The following is a 26,358-nucleotide window of genomic DNA, read 5'->3' on the forward strand; positions in this document are numbered from 1 at the left end:
AGCATCCCTAACGCGGCTGAAGAAAGCGCCGGCGCAGTGGAGCGAGCCTCCACCCGGGCGGGCTGCCTCAGCGGTGGGCCGCGAAGCGCGCCACCACCTGCTGGGCGGTGGGGGCATCCACACCGGGGGCAAGGCCCACATAGCCTGGCGCCAGGTGCCGGTCGAAGGCGCCGTCGTCGCCCTCCCAGCCGCGTCCTTCGGCTGCGCCATAGGGCAGGTAGCGGCCTCCGGCGCGGCGCAGAATCAGCTGCCCGGCGGCCACATCCCACGGGCGGGTGCCGCATCCGGCGGCGATATCGGCCCACCCGGCAGCTGCATGGCACAGCTCCAGCGCACCGGAGACCAGCCTGCGCACCGTGGAGTAGGTGGTCACCAGCGTGCCGAAAGCCTCCAGCGCCTCCTGCCCGTGCTGAGCCAGCCGCTCGGCGGAGGGGAAGCTGGTCACCAGGTTCAGCTCCGCCTCCCCGGAGGGGCGCTTGGGGGCCGGCTGGAGCGGCTTCTCCGGGCCCGAGCCCACCGCCAGCCAGGCGTGGTGATCATCGGCGGAGAAGGTCAGCCGGTTCACCGGGTCGTGGACCACCCCGGCGAGGACTTCATCGTCGACGGCGGCCGCCACGGAGACCGAGAACATCGCGAAGCCGTGGGCGAAGTTGGAGGTCCCGTCAATGGGGTCGATGATCCACTCCACCCGGCCGCTGCCGTGAGAGCCGCCCTCCTCACCGGTGATCCGCGAATCTGGGACCGCGGCGGTGAGCTCCTCGATGAGTCGGGCCTCGGTGCGCTGGTCCCAGACGGTGACCAGATCGTGGGAGCTGGATTTGGTGGCGATCTCCATCTGGGCGCGGAACGCCCCGGTGAGCGGAACGCCGGCGGCGGTGGCCGCCTCCACCGCGATGCGGCGCAGCTCGGCGGGAGAGGGGACGACGGCGGGACGGGACTCTGCAGAATGGAGAGACTGAGAACTCACGTTCACCACTGTAGAGCTGGAAGCCTCCAGCGGCGACGTTGCGGTGGTCGGCTGCTTGCATCCGGGGCGTCGAAGGCCTAAAGTAGTTTGCAGATGCAACTAAAGTCTGGGTCTGCTGCTGCGGACGCCTCCCTCCCTGAAGAGATGACCCGCCGAGACCTTGGCTGGGCGATCGCCGGCATCCTAGTGGTGTTCTTCGCAGCCATGGTGTCGATGAATGTGGTGGTCACCGCGCTGCCGGTGATCGTCGGAGAGCTGCACGGAAGTCAGATTCAGTACTCCTGGGTGGTCACCGCCACTCTGCTGGCCAATGCCTCCTCCACTCCGGTCTGGGGCAAGTTGGCGGACATGATGAGCAAGAAGGCGCTGTTCCAGACCGCAAATGTGATCTTCTTCCTCTCATCCCTGGCCGCAGGCTTCGCCCAGAACATGGAGATGCTCATCGCCGCCCGGTTCGTCCAGGGGATCGGTCTGGGCGGGCTGACCGCTCTGGCCATGGCGATCCTGGCCAGCATCGTCTCCCCGCGGGAGCGCGGCCGCTACTCCGGATACATCGGCGCCTGCTTGGCCACCGCCACTGCCCTGGGGCCGCTGATCGGCGGAGTCACCGTGGACACCCTGGGATGGCGGTGGTGCTTCTTTGTGGGGGTGCCGCTGTCCCTGTTCGCGCTGGTGCTGATCTCCTTCACGCTGAAGGTCCCGGTGATCCGCTCCTCGGGGCGCATCGACTACCTCGGCGCGCTGCTGCTGGTGACCGCCTCCGGCCTGCTGCTGATGTGGTTCTCCTTCGCCGGGACCGAAGAGTCCTTCGCCTGGGTCTCCTGGCCCTCCGCCGCCCTGGTGCTGACGGCCCTGCTGCTGCTGGCGGTCTTCGTGCTGGTGGAGCGGCGGGTCTCCAATCCGATCATCCAGCTGCGCATGCTGCTCAGCCGCACCACCTTCCTCGCGGCACTGTCCTCGGCATCCATCGCGGTGTGCCTGTTCGGCATGCCCGCCTTCCTGGGCCAGTACTTCCAGATCGGCCGGGGGCTGAGTCCCACCGAGTCAGGGCTGCTCATCCTGCCGCTGGTTCTGGGAAATATGCTCGGAGCCCTGATCAGCGGCCGGCTCATCACCCGCTACGGCCGCTGGAAGCCCTACATCGTGGCCGGCTCGCTGCTGCAGACGACCGGCATGTTCCTGCTGGCCACCATCGGGGCCGGCACCGACTACCTGTTCATCCTCAGCATGCTGTTCATCATCGGTCTGGGCTTCGGCGCGCAGATGCAGAACCTCATGCTCGCGGTGCAGAACACGGTCCAGGTCACCCGGGTGGGCCAGGCCAGTGCGCTGATCGCCTTCTTCCGCGTCTTCGGCGGCGCAGCCGGAACGTCCATCCTCGGCTCGGTGATGGCCATCCAGGTGGTGGGAGTCTCTGTGGCTGAAGTCAACGGGTCGGCCCCCTCACCTGCCTACGCAGAGGCCTCCGGAACCATGTTCCTGGTGGCTGCCTGCCTGACCCTGCCGGCTGTAGCGGCCAACCTGCTGATCAAAGAGGTCCCGCTGCGCACAACTGTGTGAGGAGCCAGCCGGACCGGGGCGCTGCCGGCACAGGGCCGGAGCTCCGACGGCTGGTCACCGCCCGAGAACTCAGGCCTCCATACCGTGGGCAGCGGCCACGGCCGCATTGTGCAGCCGGCCGGCTGCGGCATTGAGCCCCTTGGCCAGCGCCTCGTCGCTGGCCAGCGCCTGCTCGGCTCCCAGATCGGCCAGCCGGCGGACGAAGGGCAGGGTCGCATTGGTCAGCGCGGGAGTGGAGGTGGCAGGCACCGCCCCCGGCATATTCGCCACACAGTAGAACACCGCATCATGGACCCGGAACGTCGGGTCGGTGTGCGTGGTGGGGCGGCTGGGCTCGAAGCAGCCGCCCTGGTCCACCGCGATGTCGACGAAGACTGTGCCGGGCTGGGCCTGGGCGACCATCTCCTCGGTGACCAGCTTCGGCGCAGCCGCACCGGGGACCAGCACCGCGCCGATGACCAGGTCCGCTGCGGCCACCTGGGAGGCGATCTCGTAGGGCGTGGACGCGCGGGTGCGCAGCCGGCCGGAGTAGCTGGTGTCCAGCTGCCGCAGCCGCGGCAGAGAGATGTCCAGCACCGTGACCTCAGCTCCCAGGCCCAGGGCCACACGGGCCGCGTTCTCCCCGGCCACTCCGCCTCCGAGGACCACCACACGACCGCTGGGAGTGCCGGGCACCCCTGGCAGCAGGATCCCGCGGCCGCCGGCAGGCGCACGCAGATGGTTGGCTCCCTCCAGCGCAGCCAGCCGGCCGGCCACCTCGCTCATCGGGGTCAGCAGCGGCAGGCTGCCGTCGGAGTGCTGCACCGTCTCATAGGCGATGGCAGTGGTTCCGGCGTCGAGAATCGCCCGGGTCAGCTCGCGGTCGGCAGCCAAATGCAGATAGGTGAACAGCACCAGGTCCTCGCGCAGGAACTGGTACTCGCTGCTGATCGGCTCCTTGACCTTGAGCACCATCTCCGCGGCCCACGCCTCCTCCGCGGAGGCGACAAGCTCCGCCCCGGCCTCGGCGTAGAGATGATCAGGGTATCCGGCGGCGACGCCGGCGCCGGACTGCACCAGCAGCGTGTGCCCGGATCCCACCAGCGCATCGGCGCCGGCAGGTGTGAGCGCCACCCGGTACTCATGGGCCTTGACCTCGGTGGGAACTCCAATGCGCATAGCGGCCTTTCGAACGATGACGGGACAACTCCTCATGATTCTCCAGCAGTATGCGCATAATCGTCGATTGTGCCGCATACTATTCGTCACAACCCCCTTCTCTTTCAGCAGATCTTCGCAAAGGAGCTGTCTATGCCGGCGGTACCCGATGATTCTTCTGCCGTGCTCGATGACCTCGACCAGGAGATCCTGCGCCGGCTGAACGAGAACTCCCGGATCGCCAACAGTGATCTGGCCCGGGCGGTGGGACTCTCTGCCAGCGCCTGTCTGGCCCGGGTGCGCTCACTGAAGCGGCGCGGCGTGATCTCACGGTTCACCGTGGAGCTGAACCCCCGCGCACTGGGCTACACCCTGCAGGCGCTGGTGAGCGTGCGCATCCGCCCGGGAGCGCGGAACCTGATGGAGCAGATGGCCGCCGAACTGAGGGAGCACCCGGAGGTCTCGCAGCTGTTCATCCTCGGGGGCACTGAGGACTTCCTCATCCACGTGCAGGTCCGCGACACCGATCACGTGCGCCAGTTCGTGCTGGAGAACCTCTCCGCCAATCCGGCAGTGGCGCTGACCGAGACCAATATCGTCTTCGAGCACCACACCGCCCGGGGCGGACTTCCTGACATGTCCTGAACAGTCTCTCTATGATGGACAGCGATGACGACCCCGGACCGCCGCGAGCCCGCGCCTGCTCCCACTGAGGTCCACCAGGATCTTGACGCCCTGCGAGAGCACTACACCAAGCCGCGCAACCGCGCGACGAAGATAGAGGACCGGTGGCACGAGCTGCGGCTGGGCATGGCCCAGCGCCGCGGTCAGCACGTCACCGTGCTCTCCCTGGCCGGCTACGGGTCTCCCACTTGGGTGCGGATCTTCTCCCGCGTGGTGATGGCCCCGGACACCGACTTTGAGAACGGGCGCCGGGTGGCCAAAGTGATCGCCGACGGCGTGCGAGGATGGCGCAACTTCGTCTCCGCCCCGGTGCCCTTCGCCCAGGTGAGCATCGTCGCCGCAGGCCAGCGCTTTGAGGTGGCGGCAGATCGTGGAGGCATCGTAGACACCGTCATCCGGCTGGCCGACGGCGTCCGGCTGGAACCCGGGTGGCAGGAGATCCGCCTGGAGGCTCCCGGCGCCCAACCGGTCACCGCTGATGTGCACATCATCTCCGACGACGCCACCGACGGGGTGATCTGCGACATCGACGACACAGTGGTCGTCACCAAGCTCCCCCGCCCGCTGCTGGCGGCATGGAACTCGTTCGTGCTGGACGAGCATGCCCGCACCCCCACCCCCGGTATGGCGGTGATGATGGAGCGTCTGCTCAGCCGCTCAGCCGGCGCCCCGGTGCTCTACCTCTCCACCGGCGCCTGGAACGTGGCGCAGACACTCACCCGTTTCCTGACCCGCAATCTCTATCCCCACGGGCCGCTGCTGCTGACCGACTGGGGGCCCACCGAGGACAGGTGGTTCCGCTCCGGCCAGGGCCACAAGGTTGAGCAGCTGCACCGGCTGGCCGAGGAGTTCCCGCATATCCGCTGGACGCTGATCGGCGACGACGGCCAACATGACCCGATGATCTATGCGGACTTTGCGCGCAAGCACCCGGAGTCGGTGCGAGCGGTCATCATCCGGGAGCTGACCTACTCCGAGGCGGTGCTCGCCGGCGGCCGCGCCGAACGGCCCGCGGGCGGACAGCTGCTGCCGACCAGCCGGGACGGGGACGGCAAGCGCGCCCCGGCAGTGCAGCAGGTGGGGGAGCACCGCATCCCCTGGATCTACGGGCCCGACGGCAAGGACATCTCCGAGTCGCTGACCGCCCACGGGCTGCTGGACTGACCCCCTGCCCGAGTCCAGCCGCACCTCTGAGCACCGGCGGACCGGTGCGCTACCCCAGGCCCGGAAGCAGGCCGCCGGAGGTGATGTAATCCCTGGCCCGCCGAGCCTGCAGGCGCCCGTTGACCTCCACGGCGCGGGCGTAGTGCCCCACCAGCTGGTTGCAGATCGCCTCCCAGGAGCGGCCCTGCACCTGCTGATGAGCCGCAGCGGAGAATGCGGCGCGCACGTCGTCGTCGCCCACCAGATGCTCCACCGATGAGCGCAGCCGTTCCAGATCCCCGGGCGCGTAGAGCCACCCGGTGCGGCCGGGGTCCACCAGGTCCACCGGACCGCCGCGGCCCACAGCCACCACCGGCACGGCGGCCGCCATCGCCTCCTGGATGGTCTGGCAGAAGGTCTCCGCCTCTCCGGGGTGGACGAAGACGTCCAGGCTGGCCACATGCGCCCCCAGGTCCGCACCGGAGAGGAACCCGGCGAAGTAGGCATTGGGCAGCCGGCGGCGCAGCACCTGCTCGGACGGGCCGCTGCCGATGATCACCAGGCGCGCATTCGGCAGATTGTCCAGCACCGCCAGGTCCTCCACCTGCTTCTCTGCGGCCAGCCGCCCCACGAATCCGATGAGCCGCTGCCCCTCCGGCGCGATGGTGCTGCGCAGCGCCTGGCTGCGGCGCTGCGGATTGAACAGGTCCATATCCACCCCGCGCCGCCAGGTCTTCACCCGGGGAATGCCGCGCTGGCGCAGCTGAGCCTTGCAGAAGGAGCTGGGAACCAGCGTCACTGTGGCGCTGCGGTGGATCCGCTCCACGTGCTGCCACAGCAGCTCAGCGGCCCAGGGAAGGCGGTAGCGCGCCGCATAGGTAGGCACCTCGGTCTGATAGATGGCCACAGTAGCCAGGCCCAGCGACTCGGCGGCCTGAATGGCCCGCCAGCCCAGCACAAAGGGGGAGGCGATGTGGACGACGTCGGGCTGGATCCTCTCCAGCAGGTGCCGGATCCGCATCACGAACCCGGCCGCCACCCGCACTTTCGGATACTCCGGAAGCGGCACCGAGGGCACTCGGATCACCGGGTAGCCTTCGCAGACCTCCAGGTGGTCAGACACCGACTCGGAGAACGGATTGGTCTCCAGGAACGAGTCCGAGGGTGCGATGACGGTGACCTGGTCTCCACGGCGGCGCAGATGCGCCAGCACCTGCAGCACGGAGTTGGTCACGCCGTTCATATGCGGCAGGAACGATTCAGCAACCACCACAACCTTCACACTGACACCATCGGCGCCCCAGGTAGCGGTACCCCGGCGTTCAGGTGGACTTCAGGTGAATAGTCTGTGAACCCTGCCTGCAGGCGCTCGCCGGGCCCGGCTCCGGGTCATTGCCGGGTTCCGGGCGGCCGCGCTGGCACCATGGAAGCGATGAGAAAACTGCCCACGCCCCCGCTGTGGCTCTTCGGCCTCTTCGAAGCTCTCCAAGTGGTTCTGGCCACCGCGCTGATGGTGGCGCTGCCCGTGCTGGGCATTACGCTGGCGCGCAGCCTCAGCGCCTTCGACCCGGAGGCCGTCGGTGTGCTGGCAGGTCAGGTCTGGTTGGCCATCCACGCCTCTCCGCTGAACCTGCCCGGCGGCGATGACTGGTTCCACCTGGTGCCGCTGGGCTTCACCCTGATTCCCTTCCTGCTGGCCTGGCGGGCGGGCCGGCGGCTGGCCCAGGGCGCCTATCCCAGCCAGCTGTGGCAGGGCCTGGCGGCGTTCACCCTCGGCTGTGCGGCCGCCGCAGTGGCAGTGGCCGCCTTCGCCCAGGGGGACCCCGGCACCCAGGTGTGGGCCGGCGTCTCAGCAGGGGTTCTGATGGGGGTGGGCTCGCTCGCGGGCTGCTACGCCGAGGCGCGCAGCGCCACCCGCATGATCGGGGTGGACCTGGAAACCCTGGTGGAGCAGCTCTCCCAGCAGCTCAAATGGGCGGGCTCCTATCTGTGGGCGGTGCTGCGCGGCGGCGCTGTTGCCGCAGTGGCCGGTCTGGGACTCTCCGCCGCGCTGCTGGCCGGCTGGATCGCGTTCCGCTGGATGGATATCGCCAATGCCTACCAAGAGCTGGGCGCCGGCCTGTGGGGCGGCATCGGTGTGACGCTGCTGCACCTGGGGCTGGTCCCGAATGTGGTGCTGTGGACCCTGGCCTACACCACCGGCGCCGGATTCGCCATGGGATCAGGATCGCCGGTGGGCCCACTGGCCGCGGAACTGGGTTCCGTGCCGGAGGTGCCGCTGCTGGCAGCCCTGCCCGCCTCGGTGCTGGAGTACTCCTGGGCGGTGCTGACGCTGCCGCTGACTGCCGGGGTGATCGCCGGCTGGTGGCTGATGCGGGAGGGGGAGAACCACTTTGACGACTGGTGCCAGCTGAAGCTGAAGCTGCGGCCGGTCTCCCTGACGGTCTCCACAGCGGCGCTGGGTCTGCTGACCGGTCTGGTGGCGGCCGCGCTGCTGGTGGGACCGCTGTGGCTGTCCCACATCTCCTTGGGCATCGGCCGGATGACAGACATCGGACCGCATGCCGGCCTGGCCGCCGGCATGTTCGGGGCCTGGACTGCGGTGGGCACCATCGTCGGATACCTGGCGGCCCCCGCCACTGCGCTGACCCGCCGCCGTCGGGCAGCGCGACGCAGCGTGGACGGCCCCGCGCGGACCAAAGAGCCGGGGGACTCCGCTGAGTCCTTCAGCTCCTCGTGAGATGCAGAGAGCTTAGGGCATGCCGGGGATCGAGGAGACGATGTTCTGCTCGTAGTCGTCCAAGCACTGGTCGGTGGCGCGCTGAGTCACCGCTGAATTCAGGCAGCTCTCAAACTCGGCGCTGGCTTCCCAGAAGACCAGCTGCGCGCCGGCCGAGACCAAGAAGGTGCCGCAGCACAGCGAGACCATCACCGCCCCGATGAGCATCAGCGCGCTCAGCCGCCGTCGCACGCAGTGGATGAACAGCACCACCGCCCCCACCAGCCCTGCTGCCGAGGCCAGCACTGTCACGGCCCTCCAGGGCAGCGGGAACTGCAGGCCGGCATAGCCCAGGATGATCGCCAGCACCAGCCAGCCGAGGAATCGGGAGTAGTACCGCTGGGTGTCCTCATCCGCCGGCGGGCGGGGCCGGGAGCCTGAGGAACCGGCCGCGGGGCCGGAGGGCGGGGGCGTGGCGGTCATCGCAGTCCCTTCCTGAGGTCATCGCTGGTCGGCCGGCTCGGCGTCCAGCCTATCGCTGACCGGTACTCTGGAGCGCATGCGAATCGTCGTCCTCGTGTCCGGTTCGGGCACCAATCTGCAGGCGGTCATCGACGCCGTGGCCTCCGGGCAGGTGCAGGCCGAGCTGGCCGCGGTGGGATCGGATGTGTCCGGCTGCGGGGGACTGGCCCGTGCCGAAACTGCCGGGATTCCCACCTTCGCGGTGCCGCTGCCGCGCGGGGCCACCGGCGATCAGCGATCCCAGTGGAATCGCCAGCTGTGCCAGCAGGTGCGCAGCCACCGGCCGGATCTGCTGGTCTCCAGCGGGTTCATGAAGATCCTCTCCGCCGAGTTTCTGCAGCAGGTCGGGGCGCCGGTGATCAACACGCATCCGGCGCTGCTGCCCAGCTTCCCCGGGGCTCACGGGGTCCGCGACGCGCTCGCCGCCGGGGTGAAGATCACCGGCTGCACGGTCCACCAGGTGGATGCGGGGGTGGACACCGGGCCGATTCTGGCGCAGGCGGCGGTGGAGGTGAGAGCCGACGACGACGAAGCCGCGCTGCATGAGCGCATCAAGGTTCAGGAGCGTCGTCTGCTGGTGGAGACGCTGCGCCGCATCGCCGCGGGGGAGCTGGTCCTCTCCTGAGCGGTGAGGCAGCGCCCGGCGGCGCTCAGGCTCCCGGTCCGCCGTACGGGCTGGTGAGGCCGGGCTGCCCGTAGGGCGGCGGCGACGGACGCTTCAGCGCTTCCTTATAGGCCCGCCGCTGACGGAGGTAGTCGCTGGAGGCCGGCAGCCACAGCAGGATCACCGCCCCGATGCTGGCGGCCACCACCCCGCTGATCACCATGTAAAGCGAGCCGATGCCGAATCCCAGGACGAACATGGTCAGGCTCAGCGCGCCCCAGATAGTGGCCAGGACCCGGGCCGCGTTGAACATGGTGCCCAAGAAGGCCAGCAGCAGGTAGACGCCCAGGAGGAAGACTCCCCAGCCCACGGCGAAGATGGCCAGCACCATCTGGGAGGCCTGGGTCATCATCTCCCGCATCTCCTGCGGGTCCATATTCTCCAGCTCAGCACGCAGCTCAGGGTCATCAGTCTGTTCGATCTGGCGCTCCAGATCCTGCTCCATCATCTGCTGGAACTGCTCGTCGCTGAGGACTTCCTCCAGCACCGGGGCGGCCTGGGTGGTGGCCAGCACTCCCCATACCAGGGCCAGCACGCCGGCAATGAGCATCAGCCAGCGCGCCCCCTGCACGGTGCCCGGCATTTTGGGGCGTTCAGCGCCGGGTCCGCCGGGATACCCGCCCCAGGCGCCCGGTCCGCCGGGGTATCCGCCGGGAACGCCGTAGCCGGGCTGGTCAGCCGGTGAGGGCTGGCCGTAAGGGTTCTGGCCGTAGGGGCTCTGCTGCTGGTTGGTGCCGTAGGGGGTCTCCCCATAGGGATTCTCCCCATACGGATTCTGCCCGTAGGGCTCCTGAGCGTAGGGGCTCTGATCCCAGACGGGCCGGCTGCCGGGACCGGTGGTCCCGGACGGTCCCCAGGTGGGCTGACCCCACGGGGCATTCTGCGGTGACTGGTCCGCCGCCTGCTCCGAAGACCCGCTGCCTGACGGCGGGGTCTCCGGGCTCTGCTGCTGACGGCTCTGCTGCTGATCGCCCTCGGAATCTGACCGCTCGGAGGCATAGCGCCCGTAGCGGGGCTCCGGCCGCGGGTCCTGGCCGCGGGACCGGTCGGCGTCGTCGGGGCGGTTCCCGCCCGATTCAGTGCTCATGAACTCTCCGCTCCCCGTCGTGTCGGCGTCGTCGTCTCGTTGCTTCTCCCGCCGCAGCAGATGCCATGCGGCTCCTGCGGCCTCCGGCCAGGCGCCGCACTCCCGCGCGGCGTCCAGTGCCACTGTATCGACTTCAGCCTGAAGGATACCCAGGAAGCTGAGAGACTAGGGGCCATGCCTTCCACTGCTGTACACCTGGTCCGCCACGGCGAAGTGCACAATCCAGACCGCGTGCTCTACGGCCGCCTGTCCGGCTTCGGTCTTTCCGAGCTCGGCCGGCAGATGGCTGAAGGGATCGCCGAGCACTTCGTCCAACGCGCTGAGAACGGCCACCCGGTTCATCTGCTGGCGTCGTCCCCGCTGCAGCGGGCGCAGGAGACCATCGCGCCGCTCGCCGCGCGGCTGGGTCTGCCGGTGACCATCGACGAGCGGGTCCTGGAGGCCGAGAACGCGTTCGAGGGTCTCTCCGATGTCAAGCACCACCTGCGCCGCCCCCGCTACTGGCCGCTGCTGCTCAACCCGTTCCGGCCCTCCTGGGGGGAGCCGTATAAGCGTCAGGTGGAACGGGTGCTGGCGGCTGTGAAGGACCTTTCGGACCGCGCATTGGCCGAATACGGCGACGGGGCCGAGGCAGTGGTGGTCTCTCACCAGCTGCCGATCTGGGTCACCCGCCTGTGGGCCGAGCAACGGCCGCTGTGGCACGACCCCCGGCAGCGCGAATGCACACTGACATCCGTGACCACCCTGCACATCGGCCCTGAGGGAGTGGAGTCGGTCAGCTACGCCGAGCCGAACAAGCACCTCTCCCAGCAGGCGCTGGCGCTCCCAGGGGCCTGAGCCCGCAGGTGCGACGGCGCCTTCGCGCACTCGTTCTACACGCTGTAGAATTTGGGAGACTTATGACTCTTCTCCAGCACTGCGGCACCCGGGTCCGCGCCGCCGGCGCGGCCCTGCTGGTGGCTGCCCTGGCGCTCACCGGCTGCGGAGGCTCCTCGGATGAGCTGGCGCAGCGGGCCTCCAATGACGGCTCCAACTATGTGGCCGGCGACGGTTCCGTGGAGGAGATCGCCCCGGAGAACCGCGGCGAACCGGTGGCAGTGGAGTCCACCCTCTTCGACGGCACCGAGGTGAACGCCGAGACGTTCACCGGCCAGGTCACCGTCATCAACTTCTGGTACGCCGGCTGCGCCCCGTGCCGCAAAGAGGCTCCGGATCTGCAGGCCCTCTACGAGGAGTTCCAGCCCGAAGGTGTGCAGTTCTACGGCGTGAACACCCGTGATACCCAGGCCACTGCCGAAGCCTTCGAGCGGAACTTCGGGGTCACCTACCCCTCTATGGAGGACCGCAGCGGCCAGGTGCTGATGGCCATGACCGACTACGTCCACCCTTCCGCGGTGCCAACGACGCTGGTGCTGGACACCCAGGGCCGCGTGGCGGCGAAGATCGTCGGCATGATCGAGCCGGGCACCCTGCGGGCACTGGTCACGACCGCCCTGGAGGAGGACGACGACGCCGGGGACTCGAGCCGGCAGGCCTCCGGGCAGGACGCGGCCGCAGACCACCGGCTGCACACCGGCAGCGCGGCGCCTGAGGCATGACGCCGGCACTGACGGCGAACAATCCGTTCGCTGAGATCATCTTCGACGGCGGACTGCTGCTGGCCGCTCCGGTGGCGCTTCTGGCCGGGCTGGTCTCCTTCCTCTCGCCCTGTGTGCTGCCGCTGGTGCCGGGCTATCTGGGCTACGTCACCGGACTCTCCGGAGTGGAGCTGCACCAGCGCGCAAAATCCCGCATGGTGCTCGGCGCCACCCTGTTCGTCCTGGGGTTCAGCGTGGTGTTCGTGCTCATCGGAGCGGTGTTCACCTACGCCACAGCCTGGCTGCGGTTCGAAGGCGGCTGGGTCACCCAGGTGCTGGGAGCCGTCGTCGTGCTCATGGGCCTGGTCTTCATGGGTGCCTTCAGCCTCTTCCAGCGTGAGGCCAAGATCCGCCGCCGTCCCCCCGACGGACTGCTGGGCGCGCCCATCCTGGGGGCCACCTTCGGCATCGGCTGGGCCCCCTGCATCGGCCCCACCCTGGCAGCGGTGCTGGCCTTGGTCTACGGCGCCGAACCCGGCCGCGGGGCGCTGCTGGTGTTCATCTACTGCCTGGGTCTGGGTCTGCCGTTCATCCTGATCAGCCTCGGCCTGCAGCGCGGCATGCGGGCCATGGCGTTCTTCACCCGGCACAAGGCCGCAGTGATGCGCACCGGGGGCGCCGTGCTGATCGTGGTGGGCCTGCTGATGGTCACCGGCATCTGGAACACATGGGTCTATGCCCTGCAGGACTGGTTCGCCAATGAGGTGGTGATGCCCATATGAGCACCGAGCCCTCCGCCCACCGGGACAACGCCCGGGAGGACGCTCTGCACGCAGCCCAGGGCACCGGCTCCTCCGCTTCCGACGCCGATGCCCGCGAGCCGCGCCAGGCGGCCGTCCCTGCGCTGGGCTTCGCGGGAATGCTGCGCTGGGCCTGGACGCAGCTGACCTCGATGCGCACTGCGCTGATGCTTCTTCTGCTGCTGGCGGTGGCGGCGGTGCCCGGCTCTGTCTTCCCGCAGCGGGTCCAGGACTCCTTCGCGGTGCAGGCCTGGATTGACGACAATCCCACGCTCGGGCCGGTGCTGGACGCCCTGCAGATGTTCGACGTCTACTCCTCAGTGTGGTTCTCGGCGATCTATCTGCTGCTGTTCATCTCGCTGATCGGCTGCATCATCCCGCGCGCCCGCAAGCACTGGCAGCAGATGCGATCGGCCCCGCCGCGCACCCCCCGCCGGCTGGAGCGGCTGCCTGAATACGGGGCCGTGGAGCTGAACCATCCCGACGGCGAGGACGCTGCCGAGTCCAGCCGCCCCGGCCCCACCCCTGAGCAGGCGCTGGAGGATGCGGCCCGCATTCTGCGCAAGCGCCGCTACCGGGTGGAGACCCGGCCCCAGCGCAATGAGGCCGGTGAGGTCACCTCCGGCTCGGTGGGCGCGGAGAAGGGCTATCTGAAGGAAGTCGGCAATATCCTCTTCCACGTCTCTCTGGTGGGAGTGCTGATCTTCGTGGCGTTGGGCGCGATGTTCAGCTACCGGGGGCAGAAGATCATTGTGGAGGACGAAGGCTTCGTCAACGCGCTGGTCGCCTATGACAACTTCTACCCGGGCACCTGGTTCAGCGAGGACCAGTTGGAGCCCTTCATGATCCGGCTCGACGGATTCGAGCGGGCGTTCGACCGGGAACTGGTCGACGGCGAGCCGGGCCCCCACTACGGCCAGGCGCTGGACTTCGCCGCCGACGTCACGGTCCAGGAGGGCCCCGGGGACGAGCCGGAGCAGAGGCAGCTGCGGGTGAACCACCCCTTGTCCCTGGGCGGGGCGAACGTCTACCTTCCGGGCAACGGCTACGCGCCAGTGGTGACTGTGCGCGACGGCGAGGGGGAGGTGGCGTTCTCCGGTCCGGTGATCACCCGGCCCGACGACGGCACCTACTCCTCCATGATGGTCCTCAAGGTTCCCGACGCTCAGCCCGAGCAGCTGGGCTTCGTGGGCCTGTTTCTCCCCACAGCCCATGACACCGGCGACGGCATGGCCGTCTCAGTGGACCCCGAGCTGCACAACCCGCAGCTGCACCTGAACTCCTACTACGGCGACCTCGGACTCGATGACGGCACTCCGCAGAACGTCTACGTCCTGGAGACAGAGGACCTGGAGGTGCTCAACTCCCGGGAGACGGACGCCGGCGGAATCGTGCTGAGCCCGGGCGATACGCAGGAGCTGCCCAACGGACTCGGCTCCATCGAGTTCGAGGGAGTGCAGGACTACATCGCCATCGACATCACCTACAACCCGGGTGAGACGGCCGTGCTGATCTGCGCCCTGACCGCCACCGCAGGACTGGTGACCAGCCTGTTCACGCGGCGCCGGCGGGCATGGGTGACCGTGGAGAGAACCGACGCCGGGCGTACACTGGTGCGCTACGGGCTGCTGTCCCGCGGCGAGGATTTCAGCCTGCGGGAGGAGAACATCGCCCTGCGCTCCGAGTTTGAGAAGGCCTGGCCAGTCCGCGCCCCCGAGGAGAACACCGAGTCATGACCATTCCCGTGCTGACCGTCCAGCTGCCCAGCATCAATGTGCAGCTGGCCGAATACTCTGAGCTGTTCACACTGATCAGCGCCTGCCTCTACACCCTGGCGTTCATCCTGTTCACTGTGGACACCGCCCGCAGCTCGGCGACGATCCGCCGGGTGGAGGCTGAGCTGGCAGCTGAGCAGTCCTCCTCCCGGGAACGGGTCGGTGCAGCAGCCGGCACCGCCTCATCTGGTGCGGCTGCCTCCGAGGCGTCCGCCTCGCCTGCGACCAGCGGCTCCGGCACCGGTGCCCCGGGCGCCGCAGACCGGCCGGAGGGCACCTCAGCCGGCTCCGCGGCAGCCGAGCCGGAGCTGGTGGATGCGGATATGGCCTATCTGGGCACACGGCGCCCGTTCGCCAATGTGGCCATCGCCCTGACCGCGGTGGGGGCAGCCGGCCACGCCTTCGCCGTCGTCGCCCGCGGCCTGGCCGCCTCCCGGTGGCCGCTGGGCAATATGTATGAGTTCCTGGTCGGCGCCGCCCTGGTGGTGACCGTGGTCTACCTGGCTGCTCTGCTGCGGCGGGATCTGCGATTCCTGGGGATCTTTGTGCTCGGCCTGGTGGTGACCATGATGGTGGCCGCCACTATCGGTTTCCCCACTCCGGTGGGCCACGTCCAGCCTGCTCTGCAGAGCCCCTGGATCGCCATCCACGTCTCTCTGGCGGTGCTGGCGATCTCGCTGTTCACACTGACCTTCGCGATGAACGTCCTGCAGCTGGTCCAGTCCCGGCGTGAGAAGGCGCTGGAGTCTGCCGGGGGTGAGGGCCGGTTCGAGCGTACAGTGGCGCGCTGGCAGTTCATGCGCCTGGTGCCGCAGGCCTTCTCCCTGGAGTCGTGGGCCTACCGGCTCAACGCAGTGGCCTTCGTGTTCTGGACGGTCGGGCCGCTGATCACCGGCGCCATCTGGGCCCAGCAGTCCTGGGGCCGGTACTGGGGCTGGGATCCGAAAGAGGTGTGGACCTTCGTGATCTGGGTGGTCTACGCCGGGTATCTGCACGCCCGGGCCACCCGCGGCTGGACGGGAAATCGAGCCGCCTGGCTGTCGATCATCGGGTTCGGATGCATCATCATCAACTATGCGGTGGTCAACGTCTTCTTCCCCGGTCTGCACTCCTACGCCGGACTGCCCGAGTAGGAGACGAACATGGCTGTGCTGAAATACTCTCTGCTGCGCCTGGGCGTCTTCGCCGCGGTCTTCTTCGGCTGTCTCTACCTGGATCTGGGGCGCTTCACGCTGCTCTTCGCCCTGCTGGTGGGCCTGCTGGTCTCCTGGGCTGTGGCCTATCTGTTCTTCAACCGGCTGCGGGTAGCCGCCGGCCAGCAGCTGGCCGGCTGGTTGGGCCGGCGTCGGTACAGCGCCTCCGAGGCCGATGACAACGCCGCCGAGGATGAGATCGCCGAGCGCTACCACCAGCAGACCGACCCCGCCCGGGATCCTCACCAGGGCCCCGAGGCCGATCCGCCTGCCGCCCGCGGCTGATCCCGTCCCACCCGGCCTGCCGCCCGCGGCTGACCCAGCCCTGCCCCGGCTGCTATCCCCGGCTGATCCCGCCCCGCCCGCGGCTGGTTCCCGCCCCGCCCCGCATCACGTGTCGGAAAGGCCCAAACTGGCCCGTTGTGACCGGGGGTTTCGGCCTTCTCGACACGTTGAACGGCGGCCCGGCCCGGTAGGCTGGAAGCATGGTACGCATCTTCATCGGTCTGGCAGTGGTGGCGCTGGCCCTGCTCATCTACTGCATGGTCGAATGCCTGCAGACCCCGCGGCACCAGGTGCGCGTGCTGCCGAAGGCGGCATGGGTGTTCATCATCCTGCTGCTGCCGCTGCTGGGACCCGGCCTGTGGCTGGCGTTCGGAAAGGCACGAGGGCGCTCGGCTGCACCGCAGCGGCGGGGTCCTGCCGCTCCCGATGACGATCCCGAATTCCTGCGCCGGGTCGAGGTTGAGCGCCGCCAGCAGCAGCGGCGCGAGGAGGAGGCCCGCAAGCGGGCCGAGGAGCAGCGCAGAAAGCGCGGATCCGGCGGGCCGCAGGGAACCACCGGCGGACAGCCGGGGAAGGCGGATCCCGCAGGCGGCAAGGACTCCGCCAATGGCGCCGCCCCCGGAAGTGACGCAGATACCGAGGGGACAGACTCCAGCAACGGGACCGACCCCCGAGACCGCCGGGCCCGCACCGACGACGACGGCGGCGAATCCCCCAGCTGATCCCGCCCGCGGCCTACCAGTCTCAGCTGAGCAGCATGGCCGCCGAATACGTTGCGGCGAACACCAGCCCCACCACCGAGGTCTGCTGCAGCACCGGAATCAGCGCGCCGCCGGTGGCGCGGCGGACCAGCGTAATGCGAATCGGACCGACGCACACCACCCAGGAGAGAACCACCAGCAGGTACCACCAGCTGGTCGGCAGCAGCGCCAGCGGCAGCAGCACCGCCACCCCTAGCATCGCCGCATAGCCCCAGCGCGCCGGGCCCTCGCCCAGCCGCACCGCCAGCGTCCGTTTGCCGGCCTGAGCGTCAGTGGGGATATCTCGAATATTGTTGACCATCAGCAGTCCGCTGGCGATCAGTCCGTGACTGACGGCCCCCACCAGAGCTTCGGCAGCAGGGAGGCTCACCGGCTCCGCGGAGGCCTGGACCGCCGCGTAGGCGGTGCCGAGGGTGGCGACCAGCCCGAAGAAGACGAACACCATCACCTCGCCCAGGCCCAGGTAGCCATAGGGCCTGGACCCGCCGGTGTACCACCAGGCCGCCAGGATGCACAGCACCCCCACCGCAAGCATCCACCAGGCGCCGATGATCAGCACAATGGCCGCACCGGCCGCCGCGGCCACCGCGAAACTGATGACCGCGGCGCCTTTGACCTGCTGCGGGGCCGCAGTGCCGGTGGCGGTCAGGCGCATCGGCCCCACCCGGGCATCGTCGGTGCCGCGCACGCCGTCGGAGTAGTCATTGGCGTAGTTGACCCCCACCTGCAGGGCCAGCGCCACCACCAGCGCCAGCGCGGCCACCACCGTCTGCAGCAGACTCAGGCTGCCGGTGTGGCTGAAGGCCGCTGCGGCGCCGATGACCACCGGTGCTACCGCCATCGGCAGGGTGCGCGGCCGCGCCCCGGCGGCCCAGTCGCTCAGTGTTGCCATCTCAGTTGGAATATCCCCTCATAGGTGTCAGTGGCGCGCTCATCGCTGACCGCTCTCCAGAAGCCGGGTCAGCTCCTGCCGATCCGGCTTGCCGTTGGGCAGCAGCGGAAGGGCGCCCAGCAGTTCGTAATGCTTCGGCACGGCCGCCGCGCCCAATTCCCGGCGCACCAGCTCATCGATCTCCTCAAAGGTGCTGCCATCTTTGGAGGTGCTGGAGAGCACGACGGCGGCTGAGACCCGCTGCCCCCAGCGGGGGTCCTCCACTCCGGCGACGAAGGCCTCACGCACCCGCGGATGGGACTCTACGGCTCGGCGCACCTGGTCAGCGGAGACTTTCACACCGCCGGTGATGATCACATCATCAGCCCGCCCGGTGACGCTGAGCTGCGGAACGATCTGCGCCTGATGCCCGGCCCCGGCGACCAGAGCCAGGGTCTCGACGTCGTCGGCGCTGACCGTGCTCAGCTCGCCCAGGTCATCGGTGCGGAAGCGGCGCTGCCCGGTGGCCGGATCGGTGTCGAACTTCGCAGCTGTCAGCTCGTCATCGTGGAGGTATCCCAGCGCCACCATCGGGCCGGAGAGCAGCACCCGGCCGTGAGTGCCCAGGGAGATGCTCACCCCAGGAAGGGGGTAGCCGTCGTAGACGCAGCCGCCGCAGGTCTCGCTCATCCCGTAGGTGCGGATCACCTGCAGCTGAAGATCGTGTGCACGCTGGAACAGCTCCTGACGCGTCGGGCCTCCGCCGAGCAGGATGGCGTCGAAGCGCTGCAGCGCCGCCAGCAGATCAGCCGAGTGCTCGTGGCCCGCCTCCGCGTGCTCCACCAGCTGCTGCAGCTGAGCCGGCACCAGGGACACATAGCGCCGGGCGGCAGTGAGGCGGGAGGCAGCTGCGGTGAAGGCGGCCGGATCGGTGGTGGTCTCCAGCAGCGGCACCGGTTCGGTGCCGGCCACCAGGCTGCGGGTCAGCACCGCCAGGCCGGCCACATAGCTGGGCTGCAGCGCCAGCAGCCACTGGCCGTGCCCGCCGAGGGCCTCCGCGGTCATCTGGGCGGAGGCTTCCAGAGCCTCCCACGTCAGCAGGGTCTGTTTCGGAGTGCCGGTAGAGCCTGAGGTGCGCACCACCGCGGTGACATCGTCGGCCACCCCGGCCTCGGGCCGCTCCACCCAGCGCGGCGGACGCCCGGCCTCAGCCGGCAGGAACTCTAGAGGCGCCGTCCTGCCCCGCCGGGCGGCCTCCAGCGCTTCCAGGGCCTGAGTGATCCACCTGCTTCCGTGGTCCTCAGCGTCTGCGACGCCGTCTGGCTCGGGCTCGGAGGCGGACTGGGGGCCAGGAGAGTAGGGCATCTGTGCGAGCTGTTCAGGGTAGGGGATTCGGCCGGTTCTGGGTTCAGGTGCAGAGCCAGCATAGCCAACCTGAACCAGCTCAGTGGTAGAACGGCTGGTCAGCATTGAACGAGGTCTCGACGACGTCCAGCACAGGGTGCTCCGCCAGGGCGCGGATCCCGGCGTGGGTGGCTGCGATGCCGGCCCAGTGCGGGTCGACGTCGGATGTGATGCACCAGGCACGGTCAGCGGGCCAGAGGAACGACGGCGGCGGCATCTGCCAGGAGCCGGGTGCGGCCAGCTCGCGGCAGAGCTCCTCCAGACTGACTGCGGCCAGGAAGTACTCACGCTCCCCGCCCGGCAGAGGCGCAGCGCTGAGGTGCGGCGCGAGGTGGGCTGTCCACTCGGTGCTGCCCCAACCGTCCCAGAACAGGGCGTAGGCCTGCCCGGGCGTTCGCGTGTGGGCGGCGAGGACGCCGGCTGCGGTGCTGAGCTGTTCAGTGTCCTCGGGCCGGTCAGGCGGTCGGGACACGGAGTTCTCGCTCTGGCCCGGATAGTCCGGATCGGGGATGTACCGCAGCCGCGCGTAGGCCGAGAATCCCGGCGGCCCCAGGGTGACCAGCCGCCACCAGTGCACCTCTGCGCGCAGGATCCAGTCCGCCGCTGAGGGGTCTGCTGGCGCGAGGAACGTCACCGGCCGGTTCTGCTCCCGAAAGCGGTGCGAACCAGTTCGGCGACCTTCTCCTCGGTGGCGTCGTCGAGCTCCTCGAGGTACCAGGCGCAGGGCCGCAGGGTGCTGCCGGCTTCCCGGTCCACAGTGGCCTTCTCCGACAGGCCCAGCGTCATCACGCCGTCGTCGAGCCGGAAGAACACCAGATCTGGTGCGCTGCGGCTGGTGGCGTAGCCGGGCATCCCGTACCACAGCCGCGGTTTGAGCTTCGGGCCGGCGGCAAGGATCGTCTCGTGCAGGCGGGCCCCGATTTCCGCATAGGGCTCCGGCATGGATTGGATCTTCTCCACCACGGCCTGGAGGTCTTTGGTGGTCTTGTCCGTACGAGCGGGGGACATGATGGAACCTTTCTCTCGCGCCGCATCCGCGGCATTGTCAACACAGTCAGCCCCTGGGGGGCAGGGGCCAGCTGCGCAATCTCCATCGCGGACGTGTCCCGGCCTGTGCCGGTCCTCTCCGCGGATGTGTCAGACGAGCACTTCGTCATCGACTGCGCGAGAGCACATCAACGTGCTGGGCCACAGATTATCAGCAGGGGTCCGGGGAAGTCCGCTGGGCCCGCCCGGCCGTAGGCTGATCAAAGGCGTCCCGGATTATCGGGCAGCAGGTGCTCCCCAGCTCCGAGGATAGAAGGCGTCAGGAGGACCGCATGATCCGCACACTCAATGCGCTGGTCGAGACCGTGGAGCATCAGCTCACCGGTGAGATCGACTGGGAACGCTTCGCCAGGCAGCACGGCACCACCGAGTACCACCTGCGCCGGATGTTCTCAGCACTGGCCGGGATGCCGCTCTCAGAGTACGTGCGCCGCCGTCGTATGACGCTGGCCGCTGCCGACCTCACTCGCGGCGAGGCCGGCCTGCTGGAGGTCGCCGTGAAGTACGGCTACGGCTCGGCCGAGGCCTTCGGCCGGGCGTTCCGCTCGGTGCACGGGGCCAGGCCCGCTGAGGTGCGGCGCGACGGCGGTCCTCTCCGCACACAATCCACGCTCCGGTTCCGCCTGAGCGTAGAAGGGAATGTTCCGATGGACGTCACCATCACTGAGAAGCCCGAGCTTGTCCTGGCAGGCTATGCCGCGGAGGTGCCGCTGATCTATGAGGGAGTGAACGCGCATATCCAAGAGCACGTCGAATCCATCTCCGCGGAGCAGAACCTCCGGCTGAAGGAGATCAACGACGCCGAACCGTCCGGGATACTTTCGGTCAGCCACGGGCTGGAGCCCGACGCCCCCGAAGGCTCCCTGCTGACGTATCTGCACGGCGTCGCGCTCAGCTCCGGCACGGACGTTCCCCAGGACCTGGACTCGAGCACCGTCGAGCCCGGCTCCTGGGCCGTGTTCGCCTCGCAGGGGCCCCACCCGGAGACGCTGCAGAGGCTGATGGCCGCCACCGCCACCGATTGGTTCCCCTCTAACCCGTGGCGCCTGCGCCCCGGCCCGAGCATCGTGCGCTACCTCAGCTTCACCGGGGATGAGGCCCACTGCGAGATCTGGATGCCGGTGGAGCACGAAGGCTGACTGCGGTCACGACGCCCGGCTGAGGCGGGAGGGCCACCAGATGCGACGGCCGAGGTCCGCACACAGAGCGGGAACCTGGAGGGTCCGCACTACGAAGGTGTCTATCAGAATGCCGACCGCCACCAGGAAGGCAAGCTGCACCATGAACATCACCGGCAGCACCGCCAACGCTGCGAAGGTCGCGGCCAGGACCACGCCGGCGGAGGTGATGACGCCGCCTGTGACAACAAGCGACCGCAAAGTGCCCTCTGCCGCGCCGTGCTCCGGCGCCTCCTCCCGCGCACGTGTCATCAGGAAGATGTTGTAGTCCACCCCGAGGGCAACCAGAAACATGAAGCTGTAGAGCGGCACCGACGGATCTGCCCCCGGGAAACGAAAAACGTGGTTGAACACCAGCGCGGAGATGCCCAGGGCGGCAACGTAGGACAGCACTGTGGTGGCCACCAGAATGAGGGGCGTGACCAGCGAGCGCAGCAGCAGCACCAGGATCGCGGTGATCGACAGCAGCACCAGCGGAATGATCACCCTCAGATCGCGCTGGGCGGTCTCGTTGGTGTCCAGCTGGGTCGCCGTGGTCCCGCCCACCAGGGATTCGCCCGGAACGGCGTCCAGCTCAGTGCGCAGCTCCCGGACGGTGTCCTCAGCCTCCAACGAGTCGCCCGGGTGGGACAAGGTGGCCGAAATCTGCGCCCAGCCGTCCACTTTACGGGCGGCTTCGGCATCCGAGGCCGGAGCCGAGTCCTCACCCACAAGGTGGGCGCTGGCCACGCCGTCGGCCTCACTCACCAGCGCCAGAGCCGTCTCGGCCTCCGCAGCGTCGACGAACACGGTGGTCGGCGATCCGGTGCCGGCCTCGAAGTGCTCCTCCAGCAGATCCTGGCCCCGCTGAGTCTCAGTCTCAGTCAGCACGAGCTCGGTCTGCGGGACGCCATGGGCCTTCAGCTGCGTCACGCCCGCGGCAGCGGCCACCAGCAGCAGCGTCACCGCCAGCCAGACCGTGCGCGGGCGCCGCCGCACCACATGCGCGACCCTGCGCCAGAGGCGGAACTGCGAGGCTGAGGTGTCCGCGGCGAGGTGCGGGACCTTCGGCCAGAAGGCGGGCCGGCCGAGCAGCGCGAGCAGGGCGGGCAGGAAGGTCAGGGTGGCCAGCATGGAGAAGACGATGCCGGCGCTGACCACCGGCCCCAGAGCCCGGTTTGAGTCCAGGTCGGAGAGCAGCAGGCACAGCATCGCCGCAGCAACTGTGCCTCCGGAGGCGAGCACCGGCGGGGTCGAACGGCGCACCGCCGTCCACAGCGCGGCATAGTGGCTCTCCGTGCGGGCGAGCTCCTCGCGATAGCGGGCTACCAGCAGCAGGGAGTAGTCCGTGGCGGCGCCGATGACCAGGATCGAGAGGATCCCCTGGATCTGACCGTCCAGAGTGATCCACCCCCGCTGCGCCATGGCCCATATGACGGTGATCGCCGTGCTGAGAGCTCCTACGGCCGAGAGCAGCACCAGCACCGGGAGCAGCACGGAGCGGTAGACGACGACCAGAATGAGGAAGACTGCGACGACAGCCACCAGCAGCAGGATTCCGTCAATGCCGGCGAAAGCCTCGGCGAAATCCCCGGACAGGGCGGCCGGGCCTGTTACGGCGGCGTCCCAGGACTCATCCTTCAGGCCGTCGGCCACCACGGTGCGCAGCTGGTCAAGAGTGCCGTCCTCGCTGGCGCTGGCGTTGAGCAGCACCAGCATCTGCAGAGCGCTTCCGTCTTCGGAGTGCTGAGGCGGAACTACCTGCTCCACACCGGCCAGTGCGGAGATCTCCGCCCCAAGAGCTTCGGCCTCCTCCTGCTCCCCGGCTGTGAGTGCAGCCCCGTCGGAAGAGGCGGCAACCACTGTGGCGGGGACGGCGTCGCTCTCGGCGAACCGTTCCCGCAGCTCCAGCGCCCGGGTGGACTCTGAATCGATGGGAAGGAAGTCGGCCTGATCGTTGGTGGTGACCTCTGAGATCTGGCCGAAGGTCTGGCCGCCCCAGGAACTCCAGGCCAACCAGACAAGAACCAGGAGGGCGGGAACCGCCAGACGTGCAGCGGAGGTCTTCACCTGCGAGGATCCTTCCGGTGGTGCCGGACTCTTCAGCCATAGCGCGGAGTGCCAGCATACACCCAGGCTGATATTCTCGAAGAGATGAACTTCTGCATGCCCTCGCGTCGCCTGCGCCCCGTCCTCTGACGGCGCGCAGCGTTCCCGCACCTTCTCGCAGCACCTGCTCGCCGTCGCACGGTCACTCTGACCCTGCCGGGCGGCACCCTCACTCTCTGATCTGAGCCACAGCCCGTGGACGCCTCCGCCTGCCCGGTGCACATCACCGATAAGACGGAGCACACCTGTGTCTGCACTTCGACTGCGCCCCTTCCACCTGGCCGCCGAGAACCTCACCGTTGCCCGCGGCGGCCGCAGCCTCTTCACGCATCTGTCCCTGACCCTCAGCGCAGGCTCCCGGCTGGCCATCGTGGGGGAGAACGGACGGGGAAAAACCACCCTGCTGCACACCCTGCTGGGGCGGGTGATCCCCGACGCCGGCAGCATCACCCTCCACGGAGAGGCCGGCATCGCCGAGCAGGCCCTGGAGTTCGACGCCGGCGACACCGTCGGCACCCTCCTGGAGCGCGCCCTGGAGCCCTCCCGCCGCGCGGTGGAGGAGCTCGACGCCGCCGCGGCAGCCCTGGCAGAAGACCCCGCGAGGCACGCCGACCGCTATGCCGCCGCGCTGCAGACCGCCGAACTGCTGGACGCCTGGGACGCGGACCGGCGCGTGGACGTCGCGCTGGAAGCCCTGAGCGCCTGCACCGACCGGAACAGACTGCTGACCGAGCTCTCGGTGGGACAGCGGTACCGTGTGCGCCTGGCATGCCTGCTCGGTGCGCCCCAGGAGCTGCAGCTGCTGGACGAGCCCACCAACCACCTGGACACCTCCGGCCTGACCTTCCTCACCGAGAAGATCCGGGCCCACCCCGGAGGCGTGGCGCTGGTCAGCCATGACCGGCAGCTGCTGGCCGATGTGGCCGACCATTTCCTGGACCTGGACCCCACACACGACGGCGCCCCGCGGCTCTACGGCGGGGGATACCAGGGCTGGATCGAGGGACGGCGAAAGGAGTGGGAGGCCTGGGAGCAGGAGTACCAGCGGCAGACGGCCGAACGGACGCGGCTGCAGGATGCGCTCTCGGCCGCCCAGAACCGGCTCTCCACAGGATGGCGGCCTGACAAGGGCACCGGAAAGCATCAGCGCCAATCCCGAGCCCCATCGGTGGTGCAGCAGGTCAAGCGGCAGGCGCAAGCCCTCGGGGAGCACCACATCACCGTGCCGAAACCTCCGATGACGCTGCAGATGCCCACGCTGCACTCCAAACCCACAGCTGTCTACCTCTCAGTGGAGAACGTTTCCCTGCCGCCGAGACTCTCCAGGCCAGTCAGTCTTCAGCTGCGCGGCGGGGACAAGCTGCTGGTCACCGGGCCCAATGGGACCGGCAAGTCCACTCTGCTGCACCTGATGGCCGGCACCTTGGCGCCCGGCACCGGTCACGTGCGGCACCGGCAGGACGCTCGAATCTCCCTGGTGGGGCAGGAGAACCCGCCATGGGATTCTCAGCGCACCGCGCGGGAGATCTTTGAAGCCCACACTAGGCGGCTGGTGAGCACCCGCCGGATCCGCCCGCAGCAGGCGTGCTCCCTGGATGGGTTCGGTCTGCTGGACGAGCAGGCGCAGAACACCGCCGTCTCGGCGCTCTCCCAGGGGCAGCAGCGCCGCCTGGAGTTAGCCCTGCGGCTTGCGGAGCTCCCTCATGTGCTGCTGCTGGATGAGCCGAGCAACCACCTGGCGATGCAGCTGGTCGATGAGCTCACCGAGGCGCTGATCCGCACCGAGGCCGCCGTCGTCGTCGCCACCCATGACCGGGCGATGATCCGGGACCTCTCGGGATTCCGGCGCCTTCGTCTGGGAGATGCCACCTCGTGACAAAAAGATTTGTCAAGGTGATGGTGTAGGTGTGAGCGGTGAATCAGTGGACGTCATCAGCACCCCCGGCGCAGCGATCGTGGCCCTCAATCCGGTGCGTTCGCACCTGCTGTCGCTTCTGCAGGAGCCGAGGTCGGCCAGCGAACTGGCCCGTGCGGCGGGTCTGCCGCGGCAGAAGGTCAACTATCACCTCAAGAAGCTGGAAGCCCAAGGACTGGTGACCCCGGACGAGGCGCGGCACTGGGGCGGGATCACCGAGCGGGTGATGAAAGCGACGGCCCGGGCCTATGTGATCTCCCCGGAGACCATGGGGCCGGCCGCTGTGCCGGAGCCCGACGAGCGGGCCGACCGGCTCTCGGCCTCGTTCCTGCTCTCGCTTGCCGTCGAGGCTGTGCGGCACATAGGCAGGCTCCTGGCCCGGTCGCGGAGCACCGGCCGGCCGGTGCAGACCTTCGCACTGGACGCTGACATCTGCTTCGCCAGCCCCGCCGCACGAGCTGATTTCGCCCGCGACCTGGCCCAGGCAGTGGGTGAGGTTGTGGCCAGGCACCATGACGATGCCGCCCCCGGCGCTCGCCGTCACCGGCTGATCGTCGGCGTCTATCCCCATCCCGAGACCCCCGGAGCCGCAGAATCCCCCAAGGAGGGTGCAGCATGAGTGAGATCAACCACTGGATCGACAGCGGTGACGGCCGATACCGGGCCGTTCTGGAGACCGAGGTACCCGGCACTGCCGAGGAGGTGTGGCAGGTCATAGCCACCGGGCCCGGCATCGAGGCGTGGTTCGTTCCGGCCCAGGTGGAGGAGCATGAAGGTGGTGCGATCATCACCCACCACGGCGACTACGGCGACTCCGAAGGCGTCATCACCGCATGGGAGCCGCCCCGCCGGCTGGTCTACGAGGAGCGCGACGATGTGCCGGCCTGGAATACAGAGATGCTGGTGGAGGCCACCTCCGGCAGCACCTGCCGGGTCCGGCTCTCCTCCGGCTTCCTCGACCGCGGCGAGGAGTGGAAGGAC

Annotated in this window: 25 protein-coding genes and 1 pseudogene; 16 read left to right on the plus strand and 10 right to left on the minus strand. The window is 68.8% G+C overall.

Annotated elements, in window-relative coordinates; all coding sequences use genetic code 11:
* Nucleotides 1-67: 67 nt before the first annotated feature.
* The gene (locus Q1K09_RS04535) at nt 68-967 is read right to left on the minus strand and encodes an inositol monophosphatase family protein (RefSeq protein ID WP_300343633.1); all 900 of its coding nucleotides are present in this window, start codon (nt 965-967) and stop codon (nt 68-70) included.
* 144 nt (nt 968-1,111) lie between these two features.
* Here Q1K09_RS04535 and Q1K09_RS04540 point away from each other — a divergent pair, with 144 nt between their 5' ends.
* Nucleotides 1,112-2,527: an MFS transporter gene (locus Q1K09_RS04540; RefSeq protein WP_300343635.1), complete on the plus strand. Its 1,416-nt coding sequence runs from the start codon at nt 1,112-1,114 to the stop codon at nt 2,525-2,527.
* A 69-nt stretch (nt 2,528-2,596) separates the two neighbouring features.
* Here the strand turns inward: Q1K09_RS04540 and ald are convergent, their stop codons facing one another.
* On the minus strand, nt 2,597-3,685 hold the full coding sequence (ald, locus tag Q1K09_RS04545) for an alanine dehydrogenase (protein WP_300343637.1): 1,089 nt from the start codon (nt 3,683-3,685) through the stop codon (nt 2,597-2,599).
* 132 nt (nt 3,686-3,817) lie between these two features.
* Between ald and Q1K09_RS04550 the strand changes: the two genes are divergently transcribed.
* Nucleotides 3,818-4,309, plus strand: coding sequence for an Lrp/AsnC family transcriptional regulator (locus tag Q1K09_RS04550; protein ID WP_300343638.1), 492 nt, complete (start codon nt 3,818-3,820; stop codon nt 4,307-4,309).
* A gap of 24 nt (nt 4,310-4,333) precedes the next feature.
* Nucleotides 4,334-5,512 (plus strand): phosphatase domain-containing protein, encoded by a 1,179-nt coding sequence (locus Q1K09_RS04555; protein WP_300343640.1) that lies wholly within the window; start codon nt 4,334-4,336, stop codon nt 5,510-5,512.
* Between the two features lie 49 nt (nt 5,513-5,561).
* Here the strand turns inward: Q1K09_RS04555 and Q1K09_RS04560 are convergent, their stop codons facing one another.
* Complete coding sequence (locus tag Q1K09_RS04560; RefSeq protein WP_300343643.1) at nt 5,562-6,773, minus strand: glycosyltransferase family 1 protein; 1,212 nt, start codon at nt 6,771-6,773, stop codon at nt 5,562-5,564.
* Between the two features lie 150 nt (nt 6,774-6,923).
* Here Q1K09_RS04560 and Q1K09_RS04565 point away from each other — a divergent pair, with 150 nt between their 5' ends.
* Nucleotides 6,924-8,231: a DUF6350 family protein gene (locus tag Q1K09_RS04565; protein ID WP_300343645.1), complete on the plus strand. Its 1,308-nt coding sequence runs from the start codon at nt 6,924-6,926 to the stop codon at nt 8,229-8,231.
* A gap of 12 nt (nt 8,232-8,243) precedes the next feature.
* On the opposite strand, the gene Q1K09_RS04570 is transcribed toward Q1K09_RS04565, so the two are convergent.
* Nucleotides 8,244-8,693: a hypothetical protein gene (locus Q1K09_RS04570; RefSeq protein ID WP_300343648.1), complete on the minus strand. Its 450-nt coding sequence runs from the start codon at nt 8,691-8,693 to the stop codon at nt 8,244-8,246.
* Nucleotides 8,694-8,769: 76 nt separating this feature from the next.
* On the opposite strand from Q1K09_RS04570, the gene purN reads away from it, so the two are divergent.
* Nucleotides 8,770-9,357 carry a phosphoribosylglycinamide formyltransferase gene (gene purN / locus Q1K09_RS04575; RefSeq protein WP_300343650.1) on the plus strand — a complete coding sequence of 196 codons (588 nt, stop codon included), beginning with the start codon at nt 8,770-8,772 and terminating at the stop codon, nt 9,355-9,357.
* A gap of 25 nt (nt 9,358-9,382) precedes the next feature.
* Here the strand turns inward: purN and Q1K09_RS04580 are convergent, their stop codons facing one another.
* Nucleotides 9,383-10,606: a hypothetical protein gene (locus Q1K09_RS04580; RefSeq protein ID WP_300343652.1), complete on the minus strand. Its 1,224-nt coding sequence runs from the start codon at nt 10,604-10,606 to the stop codon at nt 9,383-9,385.
* A 51-nt stretch (nt 10,607-10,657) separates the two neighbouring features.
* Here Q1K09_RS04580 and Q1K09_RS04585 point away from each other — a divergent pair, with 51 nt between their 5' ends.
* The 7 genes from Q1K09_RS04585 to Q1K09_RS04615 all read left to right on the plus strand — a co-directional run bounded on the left by Q1K09_RS04585 (nt 10,658) and on the right by Q1K09_RS04615 (nt 16,835).
* Entirely contained in the window at nt 10,658-11,320 is a 663-nt protein-coding gene (locus Q1K09_RS04585) for a histidine phosphatase family protein (protein WP_300343654.1), read from the plus strand.
* 62 nt (nt 11,321-11,382) lie between these two features.
* Complete coding sequence (locus Q1K09_RS04590) at nt 11,383-12,081, plus strand: TlpA disulfide reductase family protein (protein ID WP_300343656.1); 699 nt, start codon at nt 11,383-11,385, stop codon at nt 12,079-12,081.
* Nucleotides 12,078-12,842, plus strand: a complete 765-nt coding sequence (locus Q1K09_RS04595; RefSeq protein WP_300343658.1) for a cytochrome c biogenesis protein CcdA — start codon at nt 12,078-12,080, stop codon at nt 12,840-12,842. The genes Q1K09_RS04590 and Q1K09_RS04595 overlap by 4 nt, the downstream gene beginning before the upstream one ends.
* Nucleotides 12,839-14,596: a cytochrome c biogenesis protein ResB gene (locus Q1K09_RS04600; RefSeq protein WP_300343660.1), complete on the plus strand. Its 1,758-nt coding sequence runs from the start codon at nt 12,839-12,841 to the stop codon at nt 14,594-14,596. Before Q1K09_RS04595 ends, Q1K09_RS04600 begins: the two co-directional genes overlap by 4 nt.
* Nucleotides 14,593-15,768 (plus strand): c-type cytochrome biogenesis protein CcsB, encoded by a 1,176-nt coding sequence (ccsB, locus tag Q1K09_RS04605; protein WP_300343663.1) that lies wholly within the window; start codon nt 14,593-14,595, stop codon nt 15,766-15,768. The genes Q1K09_RS04600 and ccsB overlap by 4 nt, the downstream gene beginning before the upstream one ends.
* 9 nt (nt 15,769-15,777) lie before the next feature.
* Nucleotides 15,778-16,113: a DUF4229 domain-containing protein gene (locus Q1K09_RS04610; RefSeq protein ID WP_300343665.1), complete on the plus strand. Its 336-nt coding sequence runs from the start codon at nt 15,778-15,780 to the stop codon at nt 16,111-16,113.
* 200 nt (nt 16,114-16,313) lie between these two features.
* Nucleotides 16,314-16,835: a PLDc N-terminal domain-containing protein gene (locus tag Q1K09_RS04615; RefSeq protein ID WP_300343667.1), complete on the plus strand. Its 522-nt coding sequence runs from the start codon at nt 16,314-16,316 to the stop codon at nt 16,833-16,835.
* A 22-nt stretch (nt 16,836-16,857) separates the two neighbouring features.
* On the opposite strand, the gene Q1K09_RS04620 is transcribed toward Q1K09_RS04615, so the two are convergent.
* From Q1K09_RS04620 to Q1K09_RS04635, 4 genes are all read right to left on the minus strand, one after another.
* The gene (locus Q1K09_RS04620; RefSeq protein WP_300343669.1) at nt 16,858-17,766 is read right to left on the minus strand and encodes a 1,4-dihydroxy-2-naphthoate polyprenyltransferase; all 909 of its coding nucleotides are present in this window, start codon (nt 17,764-17,766) and stop codon (nt 16,858-16,860) included.
* 39 nt (nt 17,767-17,805) lie between these two features.
* Nucleotides 17,806-19,110, minus strand: a complete 1,305-nt coding sequence (locus Q1K09_RS04625) for an AMP-binding protein (protein WP_300343671.1) — start codon at nt 19,108-19,110, stop codon at nt 17,806-17,808.
* 79 nt (nt 19,111-19,189) lie between these two features.
* Nucleotides 19,190-19,783 (minus strand): hypothetical protein, encoded by a 594-nt coding sequence (locus Q1K09_RS04630; protein WP_300343673.1) that lies wholly within the window; start codon nt 19,781-19,783, stop codon nt 19,190-19,192.
* On the minus strand, nt 19,780-20,157 hold the full coding sequence (locus tag Q1K09_RS04635; RefSeq protein ID WP_300343675.1) for a DUF1801 domain-containing protein: 378 nt from the start codon (nt 20,155-20,157) through the stop codon (nt 19,780-19,782). Before Q1K09_RS04635 ends, Q1K09_RS04630 begins: the two co-directional genes overlap by 4 nt.
* Nucleotides 20,158-20,468: 311 nt before the next feature.
* On the opposite strand from Q1K09_RS04635, the gene Q1K09_RS04640 reads away from it, so the two are divergent.
* Nucleotides 20,469-21,335: a GyrI-like domain-containing protein gene (locus Q1K09_RS04640; RefSeq protein WP_300343676.1), complete on the plus strand. Its 867-nt coding sequence runs from the start codon at nt 20,469-20,471 to the stop codon at nt 21,333-21,335.
* Between the two features lie 6 nt (nt 21,336-21,341).
* Here the strand turns inward: Q1K09_RS04640 and Q1K09_RS04645 are convergent, their stop codons facing one another.
* A complete protein-coding gene (locus Q1K09_RS04645; RefSeq protein WP_300343677.1) occupies nt 21,342-23,423 on the minus strand; it encodes an efflux RND transporter permease subunit in 2,082 nt (693 codons plus the stop codon).
* A gap of 286 nt (nt 23,424-23,709) precedes the next feature.
* Between Q1K09_RS04645 and Q1K09_RS04650 the strand changes: the two genes are divergently transcribed.
* The 3 genes and pseudogenes from Q1K09_RS04650 to Q1K09_RS13070 all read left to right on the plus strand — a co-directional run.
* Entirely contained in the window at nt 23,710-25,338 is a 1,629-nt protein-coding gene (locus Q1K09_RS04650) for an ATP-binding cassette domain-containing protein (protein ID WP_300343678.1), read from the plus strand.
* Nucleotides 25,339-25,369: 31 nt separating this feature from the next.
* Nucleotides 25,370-25,996 carry a winged helix-turn-helix domain-containing protein gene (locus tag Q1K09_RS04655; protein WP_300343679.1) on the plus strand — a complete coding sequence of 209 codons (627 nt, stop codon included), beginning with the start codon at nt 25,370-25,372 and terminating at the stop codon, nt 25,994-25,996.
* A pseudogene (locus Q1K09_RS13070) lies at nt 25,993-26,349 on the plus strand (SRPBCC domain-containing protein); the annotation flags it as partial. The gene Q1K09_RS04655 and the pseudogene Q1K09_RS13070, both read left to right, overlap by 4 nt.
* Between the last annotated feature and the right edge of the window lie 9 nt (nt 26,350-26,358).

It is taken from the genome of Nesterenkonia sp. (genome assembly GCF_029265375.1).
Taxonomy (GTDB): domain Bacteria; phylum Actinomycetota; class Actinomycetes; order Actinomycetales; family Micrococcaceae; genus Nesterenkonia.